Below are 15,444 nucleotides of genomic sequence, written 5' to 3' on the forward strand. Positions count from 1 at the left end.
AACTGTTCGGTATCCGATCGTTCGATCGCTACTCGGTCAGCGCGTCGACGACCCGCTCCTCCAGCGACTCCCGCACGCGGTGGCTCGCCTCGGCGTCGCTCGTCACCTCGACAACGTGCGTCCCCTCGCTGGCGACGGCCTCGGCGTAGGTGTCACGGAACCCCTCGACGTCGACGCGGGCGAACGCCATTCCGAAGAGGTCGCTCGTCGGTTCGAAGTCCAGCCCGTGGGGCGTCTTGAACTGCCCCGTGAACGGCGGGTCGTAGTCCTCGATGGGGAGCATGTGGAAGATGCCGCCGCCGTCGTTGTTGACGACGACGATGGTGGCGTCCAGGTCGCAACGACCGACCGCCAGGAGTCCAGTGAGGTCGTGGTAGTACGCGATGTCGCCCGTCACGAGCGTCAGGTCGTCCGTCGTCGCACTCCCCGCGCCGAGCGCCGTCGAGGTGATGCCGTCGATGCCGCTGGCCCCGCGATTTCCGAGAACAGTCAGATTCCGTGCGGCGGGGCGGGCGAAGCGGTCCATCTCGCGGACGGGCATGCTGTTGGAGACGAAGACGGTCGACGGTTCCGGGGCGACGTCGGCGACGTCCGCGAGCACACGGCCCTCGAACGACTCGCCGCGCTCGACCGCGTCGTCGACGGCGTTCCAATGGGCTTCCTCGGCGGCCTGCCAGCGTTCGGTCCACGAGGCGTCCTTCGGGGCACGGACGATCCGCGAGAGCGTTCCGGCGAGTCGCGAGGGGTCGGCGACGACGAGGTCGGTCGCGGCGTACTCGGCCTCGCGCCACTCGCCGGCCGGGTCGACGACGAACTGGCGGGCGTCGGTGCGGGCGAGATACTTGCGCAGAGGCTTGGAAGTCGGCGACGCCCCGACCCGAAAGACGACCTCCGGGTCGGGCCACTCGTCGGTCACGCGCTCGTCGAGGTAGGCGTCGTAGCCGCCGAGCACCGTCGTAACGCGGTTGTGGCCGCCGAAGCGGAGCCCCGAGAGCGGGTCGGCGACGACGGGGAACCCCGTCGCGTGGGCGAGTGCCGTGATCGCCTCGTGGTCGACGCCGGGTGCGTCCGCCGGACCGGCGACGATCAGACCGCGCTCGACTTCGAGGTCTTCGGCCAGTTGCCGGAGACGGTCGTCGTCGAGTTCGGGGACGCCGCTCGTCGTCTTCACGTACTCGCGGTCGTCCTCCCGCCCGAGGACGGCCTCTGTGTCGAGGTCTGCCGGGACGTCGCCGGCGACGGGCGTCGGCTCCAGCGGTTTGCGGAACGGGAAGTTGAGGTGGACCGGTCCCGAGGGAGTGCCCGTCGCCTCCGAGAGCGCCCGGTCCGCAGTAGTCCGGAGCATCCGGAGCTTGCGCTCCGTCGCCTCCGGTTCAGGCATGTCCTTGTACCACCGGACGGCGTCGCCGTAGAGCTTCTCCTGGTCGATGGTCTGGTTGGCACCCGAGTCGCGGAGTTCCGGTGGTCGGTCGGCCGTCAGGAGCAGTAGCGGGACGCGCGACTGGAACGCCTCGACGACGGCGGGGTGGAAGTTCGCCGCGGCCGTCCCCGAGGTGCAGACCAGCGGCGTCACCTTCCCCGTCCGGCGGGCGCGGCCGAGCGCGAAGAAGGCCGACGCCCGCTCGTCGAGATGCGAGAAGACGTGGACGTCGTCGTGTTCGTCGAACGCCGTCGTCAACGGCGTCGAGCGACTCCCCGGCGTGATACAGACGGCCGAGACGCCCGCCGTCGCCAGTTCGTCGACGAAGGTGCGAGCCCACAGGACGTTACGGTTCGGCGCACTCATTGGCGGCGAGTTGGGAACGCGCGGTGAATACTCCTGCGGGTTCGACTCGCGAGCGACGTCGGTGTGACGCGGTCGGTCGACGTCCGGTGCGACACCGTCGACACCGCCAGTCGCCGTGATCGACTCAGTCACCGCGCTCGGAGCGGTCGAGACGCGCGAGTTTCTCCACTGCGCGTTCGGCGTCGTCCTCCGGATTCGCCTCGTCGCCGAGCGCTCGCTCGATGGCCGTGTCGAACGGCGTCAACTCGATGGGGATCGCCGCTCGGACCGCCTCGTCCTCGGCGACGACCTCGTTCTTCAGCCCCTTGATGAGCGGGTAGGCGACGGAGTTCGGGACGTCGGTGACGAGACCGACCCAGTAGGCGGAGAGTCGCGGCGTCAACACCGGGACGGGGACGATGACCGCACTGCGCCCGGCGACGTCGGCGGTCTTGTCGAGGAGGTCGCCGTAGGTGAGCACCGCCTCGCCGCCGACGTCGTACGTCACTCCGGCCGTCTCGGGCGTCTCCAGCGTCCCGACGAGATACGCGACGACGTCGGCGACGGCGATCGGCTGACAGTCGACGCGGACCCACTGCGGCGTCACCATCACCGGGAGGCGGGTCGCCAACTGCTCGACGATGTCGAAACTGGTGTTGCCGCTCCCGATGACGACCGCCGCCCGGAGCGTCGTCAGGTCGAACGACCCCTCCGAGAGGATCCGTTCGACCTCCCGCCGCGACTCGAGGTGCTCCGAGAGGTCGACGCGGTCCTCGCCGAGTCCGCTGAGATACAGCACGCGGTCGACGCCGGCCTCGCTCGCCGCGTGCTCGAAGTGACGCGCGCCGCGGCGGTCCTGTTCGGCGAAGTCCTCGCTGGCGTCCATCGAGTGGATGAGATAGTAGGCAGCGTCGACGTCCGAGAGTGCGTGCTCGAAGCTCCCCGCCTCGAGGACGTCGCCCTCGTAGACCTCGTCGGCCGCACCCTCGTAGGAGTCGGCGTCGCGGGTCAACACGACGACTTCGTGACCGCGGTCGACGAGTGTCGGAACGAGACGACTCCCCACGAACCCGGTCGCACCGGTGACGAGCACACGCATCCTCGGGAAACAGGGTCCGGTCACGCAACTAGTTGATGGCCACCGTCGTCTCCGTGCGCTGCCTCCCTCTCTTCCCGCTCGCATGTGCCACGTTTATACGTCCCACGCACCTCGTCCCGGCCATGCAGTTCGACCACGCCGGCGTCGCCACCGACGACGCCGCCGCACTCGCCGACCTGTTCGCCGACCTGTTCGACGCACCCGTCGCCCACGAGGAGGAGTTCGGCGGGATGACTGTCGTCTTCCTCGAACTCGACGGCGGCTACTTCGAGTTGCTCGAACCGCACGGGGAGGGAGCCATCGCGTCGTACCTCGACCGCAACGGCCCCGGCATCCACCACGTCGCCCTCGCGACCGACGACATCGGGGCCGCACTCGCCACCGCCCGCGACCTCGGCGTCGACCTCGTCGACGAGGAGCCCCGACCGGGCGCGTGGGGCCACGACGTCGCCTTCCTGCATCCGAAGTCGACCGGCGGCGTGCTCGTCGAGTTCGTCGAACACTGACTGGCGGTCTCGAGCGTCGGGCCGTGACGGGCGCTCACTCCTCCCGTCGGATCCGAAGCGGGTTGTGGACGCTCACCGACCACGGCAGCCAGTAGAGTTCGAGGACGGCCCACAGCGTCAGCGTCCCGAGCAGTCCGAACAGCACCAGCGCCTCGGTGAACCCCATCCACGACGGGAGGACGAAGCCGAGACCGAGGATGATCTCGCCGGGGACGATAGCGTAGGCGACCGAGCGAAGCGAGAGACCGCCGCCGTCCCCTTCTGCCTCGTGTGGCTGGAGGTCGGCGCTCGTCGCGCTCGGGCCGCCGGTCGACTCGTCGCCCGTCCCGAGGCGTTCGGCCTCGTAGGGGAGGTTGACGTCCAGCGTCCAGACGACCTCGCCCGACTCGTCGACCTCGACGACGCGGTCGCCGTTGGAGTCGGTGATCAGCGTGTGGCCGTTCGGTAGACGGTCGCCGTCGCGCGGCCACTGGAGCACGGCGTCGCCGTACTGCCAGGACTGCTCCCACTCGCCGTCGACGCGCTGGTACTCGACGACCCGGTTGTTGTGCGAGTCGGCGACGACGACGGCCGGGCCGCCACGGGACTCGGGAATGTAGTCGGGGTTGTGCTGCTCGTAGAGGACGCTGTAGTTGTCCTCCTCGCCGAGCGTCCAGTTCCGCTGGACGCCCTCTTCGGGGTCGACGAAGACAACCCTGTCTTGGTTGCGGAGGCTGAGCATCAGTCGGCCGTCGTCGAGCACCTCGACGTCGTTGATGTGCGTCCAGTCGGTCGGATACTCGCCGCCGGAGCTGGTGGGAAAGTCGCTCTGGGCGTCCCACTGCCACTCGACGATGCCCGTCGTCGTGTCGACGACGAACGCCCGATCCTCGGCGATGTCGGCGACGACGAGGCTGTCCTCTCCGTACCTGTCGACGTCGTGCCAGCGGATCGAGGGTTCGTTGCGGACGACGTAGCTGTACACCTCGGTGGTCTCGCCGGTCGAGACGTTCGTCTCCAGCACGTGGTTCCGGTAACAGCTCGTGGCAGCGTCGCACTCCTCGGCCGAGAGGTACTCCGCGGCGACGTACAGCACGGTCGACTCGGTCCCCTCGACGGGGTCGACGTCCCAGTAGCTCTGGTACGTGTCGTCGTAGTAGGCGACGGAGCCGTCGGCGGCGACGGCGACGAGTTCGCCTGGGCTGTCGCCGACGAACGCGTGGTGCCACCCCTGCCGTCCGAGTCCCTGCGTGGCGACGACGGTCGTGCCGTCGGCGGGTTCGGCGATCGGTTGGCCGCTCTCGACACGCTCGGGGAAGGTCGGTGGTGCCGTGACGTACGAGACGGCGAGGGCGCCGACGGCGACGACCACGACGAACGCGAACGCAATGCGGAGAGGGCGGCGAGAGTCGAGGAGGGAGCGAAGCCGGCGAGGTAGCATCTGTCGGTTGCTGGGCGAGGCGCGTGAAAGAAGCTACCGATGCGGCGACTGCGGTCTCTCGCGATGCAAAGAGAGTAGTTCCCCCGGCGAGAGTTCCGACCGATGAACGACTGGCTCTCCCACCGCGTGCGGGCCACGCCCGACGCGACGGCACTCGTCTCGGCCGAGACGGGCGACCGCTGGGACTACGCCGACCTCGACACCGACGTCGCGACGCTCGCGGCGCGACTGGCTGGTCTCGGAGTCGAAGCCGACGACCACGTCGGGATGCTGCTGTCGACCCGCGTCGAGGCGGTCCATCTCGTCCACGCGGCGATGCGACTCGGCGCCACGCTCGTCCCGCTCAACACCCGGCTGACGGCCGGCGAACTCGCCGACCAGATGGAGACCGCCGACCTGACGACCGTCGTCTGCGGCGAGTCGACCGAACGTCTCGCCGTCGAGGCGGTCGAGGCGGTCGCGGCGACCGTCGGCGGCGACGACGTCTCCGAGACTGACACTACCGTCGCCGACGAGTCGACCCACTCGATCCCGCTCGTCTCGCTCGACGACCCTCAGTGGGAGCGCGTCGCGTCGCTCGACGGGACGGACCCCGTCGACGTCTCACCCGCCGAGTGGACCGACGGCGACCCGCTCGTCCTGCTTTTCACCTCTGGGACGACCGGCGACCCGAAGGCGGTCGTGCTCACCTACGGCAACGTCTTCTCCAGCGCTGTCGCCTCGGCGTTCCACCTCGGCGTGCTCCCCGACGACCGCTGGCTCGTTCCGCTCTCGCTCTACCACATGGGCGGGCTGGCACCGCTCTACCGGTCGACGCTGTACGGGACGACGGTCGTCCTCCGTGGCGAGTTCGACCCCGGTGCGACCGCCGACGACATCAGTACGTACGACGTGACGGGCGTCTCGCTGGTGCCGACGATGCTCGAACGGATGCTCGACAGTCGCGGGACGCTCTCGGACTCGCTTCGGTTCGTGCTGCTCGGCGGCGCACCCGCCTCCGAGGAACTCGTCAGGCGCTGCCGCGACTACCACGTCCCGGTCTGTCCGACCTACGGGATGACCGAGACCGCCTCGCAGATCGCGACTGCCCGCCCCGAGGAGGCCGTCGACCGTCTCGGCAGCGTCGGCCGTCCGCTGTTCGGGACAGACGTCGCCGTCGTCGACGAACTGGGAGAACCGGTCGAGACGGGCGAGATCGGCGAGTTCGTCGTCTCGGGACCGACCGTCTCGCCGGGCTACTACGGCGACCCCGAGGCGACGGCCGCGGCGGTCGGCGAGCGCGGCCTCCACACCGGCGACGTGGGGTACCGCGACGAGGACGGCTGGCTGTACGTGCTCAACCGCAAGGACGACCGCATCATCACCGGCGGCGAGAACGTCGACCCCGGCGAGGTCGTCGACGCCCTGCGTGAACATCCCGGCGTCGAGGAGGCGGCGGTCGTCGGCGTCCCCGACGAGAAGTGGGGCGAGCGGGTGGCCGCGCTCGTCGTCGCCTCGGACGCCGAGTTGACCGCCGACGAGGTCGAAGCCCACTGTCGGGAGCGACTCGCCGGCTACAAACTCCCGCGGCTGGTGCGGTTCGTCGACGGACTCCCGCGGACCGCTTCCGGGACGGTCGAACGGAGCGCCGTCCGCGACCTGCTCACCGCGCCCGATCGGGTCGACGTTGCAGACGCCGAAGTGGAGGCGACAAACGAGACTGACGCGACGAACGACCGCGACGCCGACGCGACGAACGACCGCGACATCGATCCGGCGTCGAACGCGAGCGACGAACCGAGTGGCGACGGCGGGTCGCAGTAGGAAAAATCATTACAGACGCGTTACTTGTGTAGGTATGGCAGGCACGACCGACCAGACCCTGCGGCCGCTTCTGTGGCGAGCGAGTCGACTCTTTCCCGACCGAGAGATCGTCTCGCGGACGCACGAGGGCGTACAGCGATACACGTACGCGGAGTACGAACAGCGCGTCGGTAAGCTCGCCGACGCGCTCGCCGACGCCGGCGTCGCCGAGGGCGGCCGCGTCGCGACGTTCTCGTGGAACCACCACCGGCACTTCGAGACCTACTTCGCGGTGCCGAACATGGGCGCACAGCTACACACGATCAACCCGCTGCTCCCGGCACACCACATCCAGTACATCGTCGAGAACGCAAGCGACTCGGTGATCATCGTCGACCCGTCGCTGCTCGAGAAACTGGAGGCCGCCGTCGTCGCCGAGGGTGGCGAGGAGGCGTTCGCCTCCGTCGACCAGTTCGTCGTCGTCGGTAGCGACGTTCCGGACACGTCGCTGTCGCCGGTGACCGACTACGAATCGTTCGTCGACGGTCGGGAAGCGGACTACGACTGGCCCGAGGTCCGAGAGGAGCAACCCGCGGGGATGTGTTACACCTCGGGGACGACGGGGAAGCCGAAGGGCGTCGAGTACACTCATCAGATGCTCTGGGCGCACACGATGGCGTCGCTTCCGCAGTCGGGACTCGACATCGGCGCGGACGACGTGGTGATGCCCGTAGTGCCGATGTTCCACGTCAACGCGTGGGGGATGCCGTTCTCGGCGACCGCAGCGGGAGCAAAACACGTCTATCCGGGGCCGGCACCGAGTCCCGAAGATCTGGCGAAGCTCATCGAGGAGGAGGGCGTGACGCTCACGGCGGGCGTCCCGACCGTCTGGCTGGGGCTGCTCGACTACCTCGACGAACACGACGCGGACCTCTCGTCGCTGGAGCGCATCGTCATCGGCGGCAGCGCGGCCCCACCCTCGGTCATCCGCCGGTTCGACGAGGAGTACGACGTCGACGTGCTCCACGCGTGGGGGATGAGCGAGATGTCGCCGATCGGCACCGTCTCGCATCTCAAACCCGGCATGGAGGAGCTGAGCAAGGAAGAACAGTACGAAAAGCGGGCCAAACAGGGGCTGTTCGTCCCCGGGCTCGAGTACAAGGTCGTCGGCGACGACGGCGAGGAGGTGCCGCAGAACGGCGAGGACTTCGGCGAACTGTGGGTCCGCGGGCCGTGGGTCGTCACGGAGTACTTCAAGCGTCCTGACGCCAACGAGGAGGACTTCGAGGACGCCCCCGGCGGGAAGTGGCTGAAGACCGGCGACGTCGTCACCATCGACCCCGACGGCTACATGGAACTGGTGGACCGCGCGAAGGACGTGATCAAGAGCGGCGGCGAGTGGATCTCCTCGGTCGAACTGGAGAACGCGCTGATGGCCCACGACGACGTCGCGGAGGCGACGGTCATCGGCGTCCCCCACGAACGGTGGCAAGAGCGGCCCGTCGCCTGCGTGGTCCCGAAGGAGGGCGTCGACCACGAGGGGCTGAAGGCCGACTTGCAGGAGCTCGTCGCCGAGAAGTTCCCGAAGTGGTGGGCACCCGACGAGGTCGTGTTCATCGACGAGGTACCGAAGACAGCGACCGGAAAGTTCGACAAGAAGGTACTGCGCGACCAGTACGACGACGAGTCGCTGGTCGAGGGGAAGACACCCGACGAGGCTGCGCCGGGACAGGACTAAATCGGGTCTCCGGGGAGACACCGTGTCTCCTCACGAAGCGGCGGACCGGTCGATAAGTGGTGGTTACTCGGGTTCTTACTCACTCTGTGGATTCTCTGGCGGCAATTGTTGAATGCCGTCCATCTCTTGGGGTGAACTGTGTTCGACCCCGACGACCGCCGAACCGGATCAAGCCATGGACGGACTGCGCGATGTGGTGCGCTGGTCCGGTCTCGGGTCGATGCCGGGTTCACGAACACAAGGAGATCTGATCAAATGCAACTCACTCGACGAAAGGCACTCTCGCTAATTGGCGGAACCGCAGTCGCTGGTGGTACCGGGTTCGCGACGCTTTCGGGCTCGGCTGCCGCACAGATGACCAGTACGCTCGACGCCGGAAACCCTGGAACCGTGACGACGGACGACGGAAACGTTACCGAGGTGTTCGTCAACCCGCGCGTCTACACGGAGTGGGAAGGGTTCGACGAGAAGCCGATGAAGCTTCGGTACGTCCTCGAAGCCGGTATCGACGGACAGGGGTTCAAACCAGTCTACCGTGAGACCCCGTGGCTCTACACGGAAGACTCGAGCGGGAATCCTGTCCCGCAGTACGAGACGACTGACCGATACCCCGATAGTGGTCGAAATCCACTCGCGACGGCGAATTCGGCGTTCTACGACATCAACGGAAACGGCGATTTCGTCGACCCGAACGACGGATCGAAGCTGGTTCCGCCCAAGATCGTGCTGTACAAGGAAGGAATGGAACAGTACTACGACGAAGCGTCGGACTACCCCGACGAGGATCACTGGACAGGTGCGAGTCTCGGCGACGATTCTGGTAGCTACGCCAACGGCAACTACGGCGTCATCGGTGACACGTCGACCATCGACGCGGCGACGGACGGGAACTCGAAGTCGACGACCGTCCACCTGCGTCTCACGACGGCATTACTCGACGAGAACTCCGAGTCGGTTATGCAGGACGAGTATCCGGCCTATAGCGGTGACGCCGGATACACGTACCAGCGTCTCCGAAACATCGAACCTGACAACCCCGCGGTGAGCATCAGCACGACGTCGTTCGAGATCACGGCCGAGAACCGCGCTGCGGAATCCGGTACGCACGGCGACGCGAACCCCGGCGTCAAGTGACGCTTCCACCCAGTCTCGGCACGTCTCTCGCGTAACAACAATAAACTCGTTTTCCTGGACACGGAATTTCACCTGGTATTAAATCGTGTGGGTTCTACCCACGTTGCATGGACCTTCTCGACGACAGCGTCGTCCCCGAGCACGCCCGTGACGTCAAACAGCAGGCCCGCGAGTTCGCGGCCGAGCACATCGAACCGAACGCAGAGGAGTACTACCGAACGGGCGAGTACCCGTGGGAGATCCTCGAAGCCGGGATGGACGCCGGCCTCGTCGCCCAGGACATCGGCGAGGAGTACGGCGGGAAGGGGTACGACCTCGAACAGATCCTCGCCATCGCCGAGGAGTTCTACAAGGCCGACGCCGGCATCGCGCTGACCCTCCAGCTCGCGAGCTTCGGCTGTGAGATCGTCGAACAGTACGGGTCGGAGGAACAGAAGGAGGAGTACCTCCGTCCCGTCGCCGAGAACGAGCAGATCTCGGGGCTCGCGGTCTCCGAACCCGAGACGGGGTCGGACCTCGCCGGGATGACCACGACCGCCGAGAAGACCGACGAGGGGTGGGTGCTCAACGGCGAGAAGTACTGGATCGGCAACGGCGTCGAGGCCGACTGGGTCACCGTCTACGCGAAGACCGGCGACAAGGAGGACCGCTACTCCAACTACTCGATGTTCATCGTCGAGACCGACACCGAGGGCTACGAGGCCGAACACATCCCCGAGAAGATGGGGATGCGCGCCTCCAAACAGGCCCACATCGTCTTCGACGACTGCACCATCCCGGAGGAGAACCTCATCGGGAGCGAGGGCGGCGGCTTCTACATGCTCGCGGACTTCTTCAACCACGGTCGCGTCGTCGTCGGCGGCCACGGTCTCGGCATGGCCGCCGCCGCCATCGAGGAGGCGTGGGCGTTCGTCCACGACCGCAGCGCCTTCGGTCGCGACGTCTCGGAGTTCCAGGCCGTCCAGCACGATCTCGCCGACATGCTCATCGAGTTCGAGTCCGCCCGGGCGCTCAACTGGCGGGCCGCCGAGAAGGTCGCAGGCCACGACAACGCCGGCTACTGGGCGGCGCTCTGTAAGACCAAGTCGACCGAGACGGCCGTCCAGTGTGCCGAACGCGGGATGCAACTCCACGGCGGCCGCTCGAACCTGACGGATCGTCGCATCGCCCGCGTCTACCGCGACGTGCGTATCCCAGTCATCTACGAGGGTACCAACGCGGTCCAGCGCAACCTCATCTACCGTCAGCGGCAGTAGACGGCGGTAGACGACGACACCGACGCTTTTCTCGACCGTCGAAGATCCGTTTCGAAAGACTGTCCTGATCGACACGACGAACGACTATGTCGTATGTTGGCGTCTCTCAGTGGGAGCTATGGTGGCCGAACACTCACTCGAGGGAGCAGTATCGATCGTAACCGGTGCAGGTGGACAGATCGGCGAGGGGATCGCCGTCGAACTCGCTGCCGCGGGAAGTGACGTCGTCGTCGCCGACGTCGACGTCCTCGACACGGAGTACAACCAGCAGTCCTCGCGCGAGGTGAGCGGGGCGACGCGGGCACGGGAGGTCGTCGACCGGATCGAGGCGGAGGGACGCCGCGGGCACGTCGTCGAGTGCGACGTGACGAAGGCCGACCAGGTGCAGGCGCTCGTCGACGAGACGGTCGAGGAGTTCGGGAAACTGGACATCCTCGTCAACAACGCGGGTATCATCACGGTCGACCCGGTCGAGGAGATGGAGGAGGCCGAGTGGGACTCGGTGATGGACGTGAACGTGAAGGGCGTGTTCCTCGGCTCGCAGGCCGCGATTCCACACCTCAAAGCGTCCGAGGGGACGATCATCAACACCGCCTCGATCGCCGGCACCATCGGCGCGGCCGGCCTGGGCCACTACTGCGCTTCGAAGCACGCTGTGCTCGGCCTCACCAAGTCGCTCTCGCTGGAACTGGCCCCCGACAACGTGACGGTGAACGCCATCTGTCCGGGGATCGTCGACACGCCGATGTGGAACAAGGTACTCACGCCGACGTTGGAAGAGGACTACGCCGACACCATCGAGCGGGTCATCCCGCTTGGCCGCGACCAGACGCCCGAGGATATGGGTCGTCTCGCCGTCTTCTACGCGAAGAACAGAAACGTCACGGGGCAGGCGCTCGCCGTCGACGGCGGCATCCTCCAGAACGTCATCTAAGCGGTGTTCGACGACTCAGCGAACCGGGTCGCCGACGAGCACGTGGTAGCTCTCCAGCGTGTCGAGCATCATCTCGGCGCCGTCGGTTCCCTTCTCGGTCTCGCCGTAGTCCATCCACGCCGTCCCGTTGACGCCGTGTGTGTAGCTGTACATCCGGAAGTTCGTCGGCGTCTCGAGGATCAGTTCGATGACGGCGTCGTCGGGGTCGTTTTCCGTGAGGACCGTCTCTCGGGTGTCCTCGTCGTGGTCCATCACCCACACCGCGACGACGTCGTCGTCGAGGAGATCGCGGGCTTCGTCCGTGGTCAGAGGGCCGTCCGGCCACCCCTCGGCCGGGCGCGGTTCGTCCATGCTCGGCGCGGATTCGTCCGGGCTCACGTCCGACCCGACGCGCGGGCGACGTTTTTGTGTTTGGGCCGGTGTCTCAACGAACGAACAGTTAACCTCGTCCCGTCCGAACCGGGGGTATGTCCGACATCTCGGTCACGCTCGTCGACCGCGGTCGCGTCCGCGCCGACAGGAACTACGTCGTCGACGGCTACGCGATGGCCGACGCCGAGAACCCCGACCCCGACCACGAGATCGTCGAGTTCGTCGTCTGGAACGCCGTCGTCGACCACCCCGAGGCGACGATCCTCTGGGACACCGGGTCGCACCCCGAAGCGGGCGACGGTTACTGGCCCAAACCGCTCTACGACGCCTTCGAACACGTCGACGCCAGCGACCACCACCTCGACGACGATCTGAACGACGTCGGCTACGCGCTCTCCGACGTCGACGCCGTCGTGACGAGCCATCTCCACCTCGACCACGCCGGCGGTCTCCGACACTTCGCAGGGACCGACGTCCCCGTCTACGTCCACGAGGACGAACTCAAGTTCGCCTACTACAGCGCGAAGACGACCGAAGGCTCCATCGCCTACCTCGCCAGCGACTTCGACCACGATCTGAACTGGGAGATCGTCCACCGCCACCGCCGGACGCTCTTCGACGGCGTCGAACTCCTCCACCTGCCGGGACACACACCCGGCGTGCTCGGCGCGAAGATCGACCTCCCGGACGACGAGACGCTACTCGTCGCCGGCGACGAGTGTTACGTCGACGCCAACTACGCCGAGGAGGTGCCGCTCGGCCCCGGCCTGCTCTGGAGCGAACGCGACTGGTTCGAGAGCCTCCAGACGCTGAAGGAACTCGAGCGTCGGCACGACGCCGCCGTCCTCTACGGCCACGACCGCGAGCGGTTCGAGTCGCTCGTCGGCCGGTGGTAGACCGGCGATCCACTCTCCGTTCGACGTTCGATCGTTCGACCGTTCTTCCGTTCGACCAGCCGTCCATCCGACAGCCCATCGAGGATTATCTCACAGTCTCCGCGAGCGTAACTTCCTTCTGAAGAGCCCTTACCGTACCGCTTAGGCCATTTGAGCACGTACGTGTATCACCGTGAAGAAGAACGAACTGATCCACCTCCACACACTTCTCGTGCAGGTCGCCGAGGAGTACGTCGAGAGGGGAGTCGCAACGCCGGCTGATCTCGAACCCTACGCCGCCCTCGGAGTGACACCGATGGCGCTGCGAGAGTCCCGAGACCGCCACGAGGAGGCCGTCTCGCTCCTCGCACGAATCCTCGCCGACTGCGCGAAGCGGGCGACCGAGACCGTCCCCGCCCGGTAGCGACGACTGCTGTCACCCGGCTGGTCCCGACGAGCGACAGGTAACCACTAAGCCGGGGGCGACGTCAGAGACGGGTATGCGACTGGAGGACTACTGGGGAGTCGGGCCGAAGACGAGCGAACGCCTCCGCGAGACGCTCGGAACCGAGGCGGCCCTCGAAGCAATCGAGTCGGCCGACATCCGCGCGCTGGCCGACGCGGGGGTCTCTCGTGGACGAGCGACCCGCATCCTCCGGCGAGCGAACGGGGACGCGGGGATGGCGACGCTCGGCACGTCCGACGCCCGCAGCGTCTACGACGAACTGCTGTCGCTCGCCGGCGAGTACGCCGTCACCGACCACGCCGCAGACCGGATCAGGGTGTTGACGCCGCTGCTCGACCGCGCGGCCGTCGAGTCCCGACTCGACGAGGTGCTCGACGCGACCAACTCCTGGCGGGAGTTGACCGAGGACGACCGCGAGGCCGTCCTCGAGGCGTTCGCCCGCTACGACGAGCGCGGAGGGACCGAACGCGCCGCCGTCGAGGCCGCACTCGCCCTCCGAGAGGCGGGGCTGAGCGGCGGTGCGTTCGCCGCTCTCGACGACGTCGACCCCGACGCGCTCCGGGAGGCGGCGGGTGCGCTCGGCTACGTCGAGGACGGCCGCGTCGTCGACGGCGTCGACGACGAACTCGACCGACTGCGTGCGAAACACGAGGAGGCGGAGACGCTCAGCAACAGCGCCTTCGACGTCCTCGACACCGTCCGCGACTCGGGCGTCCGGAGCCTCGAGGACTTCGAGAACGCCGTCGCCGAGTACGTCGCCCGCGAGACGGAGCTCACCCGTGGCGAGGTCCAGAGCGCCGCTGCCGACGACGTCGTCGACGCGGCGGACTTCGTGAGCACGACGCTGCGGGTGCTGGCGGCGGATCTCGACGAGCGGGTCGAACGCCGTGAGGAGTCGGTTCGCTCGGAGCTCGAGGAGGCGGTCGAGACGGCCCGCGAGGACGTCGACGCCGCCGTCGCCGCCGTCGACGACATCGCCTTCTCCCTCTCGCTTGCGCGCTTCGCGGTCGCCTACGACCTCCGACGGCCGACGCTCGTCGACGACGGGCTCGCGGTCGTCGACGCGCGGAACCTGCTGCTGGAGGGCGAGGTCCAACCCGTCACCTACGGCGTCGGCGAGCACGGCGTGAGCGGAGTCGCCAGCGCCCCGCCGTCGGGCGACCGCGTCTCCGTGCTCACGGGGGCGAACTCCGGCGGGAAGACGACGCTGCTGGAGACGCTGTGCCAGGTGACGCTGTTGACCGCGATGGGGTTGCCCGTCCCCGCTGAGTCGGCGGAGGTGGGTCGCTTCGACACGGTCGTCTTCCACCGCCGGCACGCCAGCTTCAACGCCGGCGTGCTGGAGTCGACGCTGAAGTCCATCGTCCCGCCGCTGACCGACGAGGGACGGGCGCTGATGCTCGTCGACGAGTTCGAGGCGATCACGGAACCGGGGCGGGCGGCGGACCTGCTCAACGGGTTGGTCCAACTGACGGTCGACCGCGGCGCGCTCGGGGTGTACGTCACCCACCTCGCCGACGAACTCAGCCCGCTGCCGTCGGAGGCGCGCATCGACGGCATCTTCGCCGAAGGGTTGACGCAGGAGCTCGCGCTCCAGGTCGATTACCAGCCGCGGTTCGGCACGGTCGGCAAGTCGACGCCGGAGTTCATCGTCTCCCGGCTCGTCGCCAACGCGGGCGATCGGTCGGTCCGACAGGGGTTCGAGGCGCTGGCGGCCGCCGTCGGCGAGGAGGCGGTCCAACAGACGCTGTCGGACGTGGGGCAGTCGACCGACTGACCGTCGGCGGACGCCGGTAGGCGGACTCCAACCTACCGGGCGTCGGCGAGGTCGACGAAACAGTCGACGTTCGCCGTGAGCCACGTGGCGGTCCGCTCGTGACGGTCGAACCGGCGGGGATAGATGGTACACTCGTCGGGGCCGTCCTCGTAGCTCACGACGACGCTGTGGAGGTCGAACTCCCGTCCAGTCCGCGTCTCTGTCCGACGACCCGCCCCCGTGAACTCCGTGTCGGCTCTTGACATGACTGACTCGGTATAGAGATGCAGCCGTCACTACATAACCGCTACTAAGAGCTCTCTATAGCCGAACGTAGCGCC

General features: G+C 67.5%; 14 protein-coding genes. 9 read left to right on the plus strand and 5 right to left on the minus strand.

The features are described from left to right. Positions 1-28: 28 nt before the first annotated feature. Together menD and EOHIBHHM_RS17145 are read right to left on the minus strand one after the other, a co-directional pair. Entirely contained in the window at positions 29-1,786 is a 1,758-nt protein-coding gene (menD, locus tag EOHIBHHM_RS17140; protein WP_497257034.1) for a 2-succinyl-5-enolpyruvyl-6-hydroxy-3-cyclohexene-1-carboxylic-acid synthase, read from the minus strand. Between the two features lie 124 nt (positions 1,787-1,910). Beyond that, positions 1,911-2,864 (minus strand): NAD(P)H-binding protein, encoded by a 954-nt coding sequence (locus EOHIBHHM_RS17145; protein WP_497252739.1) that lies wholly within the window; start codon positions 2,862-2,864, stop codon positions 1,911-1,913. 122 nt (positions 2,865-2,986) lie between these two features. Here EOHIBHHM_RS17145 and mce point away from each other — a divergent pair, with 122 nt between their 5' ends. Next, positions 2,987-3,370 carry a methylmalonyl-CoA epimerase gene (gene mce / locus EOHIBHHM_RS17150; protein WP_497252741.1) on the plus strand — a complete coding sequence of 128 codons (384 nt, stop codon included), beginning with the start codon at positions 2,987-2,989 and terminating at the stop codon, positions 3,368-3,370. A gap of 34 nt (positions 3,371-3,404) precedes the next feature. On the opposite strand, the gene EOHIBHHM_RS17155 is transcribed toward mce, so the two are convergent. Continuing rightward, complete coding sequence (locus tag EOHIBHHM_RS17155) at positions 3,405-4,790, minus strand: arylsulfotransferase family protein (RefSeq protein WP_497252743.1); 1,386 nt, start codon at positions 4,788-4,790, stop codon at positions 3,405-3,407. A 102-nt stretch (positions 4,791-4,892) separates the two neighbouring features. On the opposite strand from EOHIBHHM_RS17155, the gene menE reads away from it, so the two are divergent. The 5 genes from menE (at position 4,893) to EOHIBHHM_RS17180 (ending at position 11,634) form a co-directional block, all read left to right on the plus strand. Then, the gene (menE, locus tag EOHIBHHM_RS17160) at positions 4,893-6,593 is read left to right on the plus strand and encodes an o-succinylbenzoate--CoA ligase (RefSeq protein ID WP_497252745.1); all 1,701 of its coding nucleotides are present in this window, start codon (positions 4,893-4,895) and stop codon (positions 6,591-6,593) included. A gap of 34 nt (positions 6,594-6,627) precedes the next feature. After that, positions 6,628-8,310 carry a long-chain fatty acid--CoA ligase gene (locus EOHIBHHM_RS17165; protein WP_497252747.1) on the plus strand — a complete coding sequence of 561 codons (1,683 nt, stop codon included), beginning with the start codon at positions 6,628-6,630 and terminating at the stop codon, positions 8,308-8,310. 255 nt (positions 8,311-8,565) lie between these two features. Then, a complete protein-coding gene (locus EOHIBHHM_RS17170; protein WP_497252749.1) occupies positions 8,566-9,444 on the plus strand; it encodes a hypothetical protein in 879 nt (292 codons plus the stop codon). A gap of 107 nt (positions 9,445-9,551) precedes the next feature. After that, positions 9,552-10,700: an acyl-CoA dehydrogenase family protein gene (locus EOHIBHHM_RS17175; protein WP_497252751.1), complete on the plus strand. Its 1,149-nt coding sequence runs from the start codon at positions 9,552-9,554 to the stop codon at positions 10,698-10,700. Positions 10,701-10,818: 118 nt separating this feature from the next. Then, on the plus strand, positions 10,819-11,634 hold the full coding sequence (locus EOHIBHHM_RS17180) for an SDR family NAD(P)-dependent oxidoreductase (RefSeq protein ID WP_497252753.1): 816 nt from the start codon (positions 10,819-10,821) through the stop codon (positions 11,632-11,634). A gap of 15 nt (positions 11,635-11,649) precedes the next feature. Here the strand turns inward: EOHIBHHM_RS17180 and EOHIBHHM_RS17185 are convergent, their stop codons facing one another. After that, the gene (locus tag EOHIBHHM_RS17185) at positions 11,650-12,012 is read right to left on the minus strand and encodes a hypothetical protein (protein WP_497252755.1); all 363 of its coding nucleotides are present in this window, start codon (positions 12,010-12,012) and stop codon (positions 11,650-11,652) included. Positions 12,013-12,101: 89 nt separating this feature from the next. Here EOHIBHHM_RS17185 and EOHIBHHM_RS17190 point away from each other — a divergent pair, with 89 nt between their 5' ends. The 3 genes from EOHIBHHM_RS17190 to EOHIBHHM_RS17200 all read left to right on the plus strand — a co-directional run bounded on the left by EOHIBHHM_RS17190 (position 12,102) and on the right by EOHIBHHM_RS17200 (position 15,124). Then, a complete protein-coding gene (locus EOHIBHHM_RS17190; RefSeq protein ID WP_497252757.1) occupies positions 12,102-12,902 on the plus strand; it encodes an N-acyl homoserine lactonase family protein in 801 nt (266 codons plus the stop codon). A gap of 172 nt (positions 12,903-13,074) precedes the next feature. Then, a complete protein-coding gene (locus EOHIBHHM_RS17195; protein ID WP_497252759.1) occupies positions 13,075-13,305 on the plus strand; it encodes a UPF0058 family protein in 231 nt (76 codons plus the stop codon). Between the two features lie 76 nt (positions 13,306-13,381). Further along, positions 13,382-15,124, plus strand: coding sequence for a DNA mismatch repair protein (locus EOHIBHHM_RS17200; protein WP_497252761.1), 1,743 nt, complete (start codon positions 13,382-13,384; stop codon positions 15,122-15,124). 32 nt (positions 15,125-15,156) lie between these two features. Here the strand turns inward: EOHIBHHM_RS17200 and EOHIBHHM_RS17205 are convergent, their stop codons facing one another. After that, positions 15,157-15,369 (minus strand): DUF7511 domain-containing protein, encoded by a 213-nt coding sequence (locus EOHIBHHM_RS17205; protein ID WP_497252763.1) that lies wholly within the window; start codon positions 15,367-15,369, stop codon positions 15,157-15,159. Between the last annotated feature and the right edge of the window lie 75 nt (positions 15,370-15,444).

Source organism: Halogranum roseipondis (assembly GCF_059695585.1).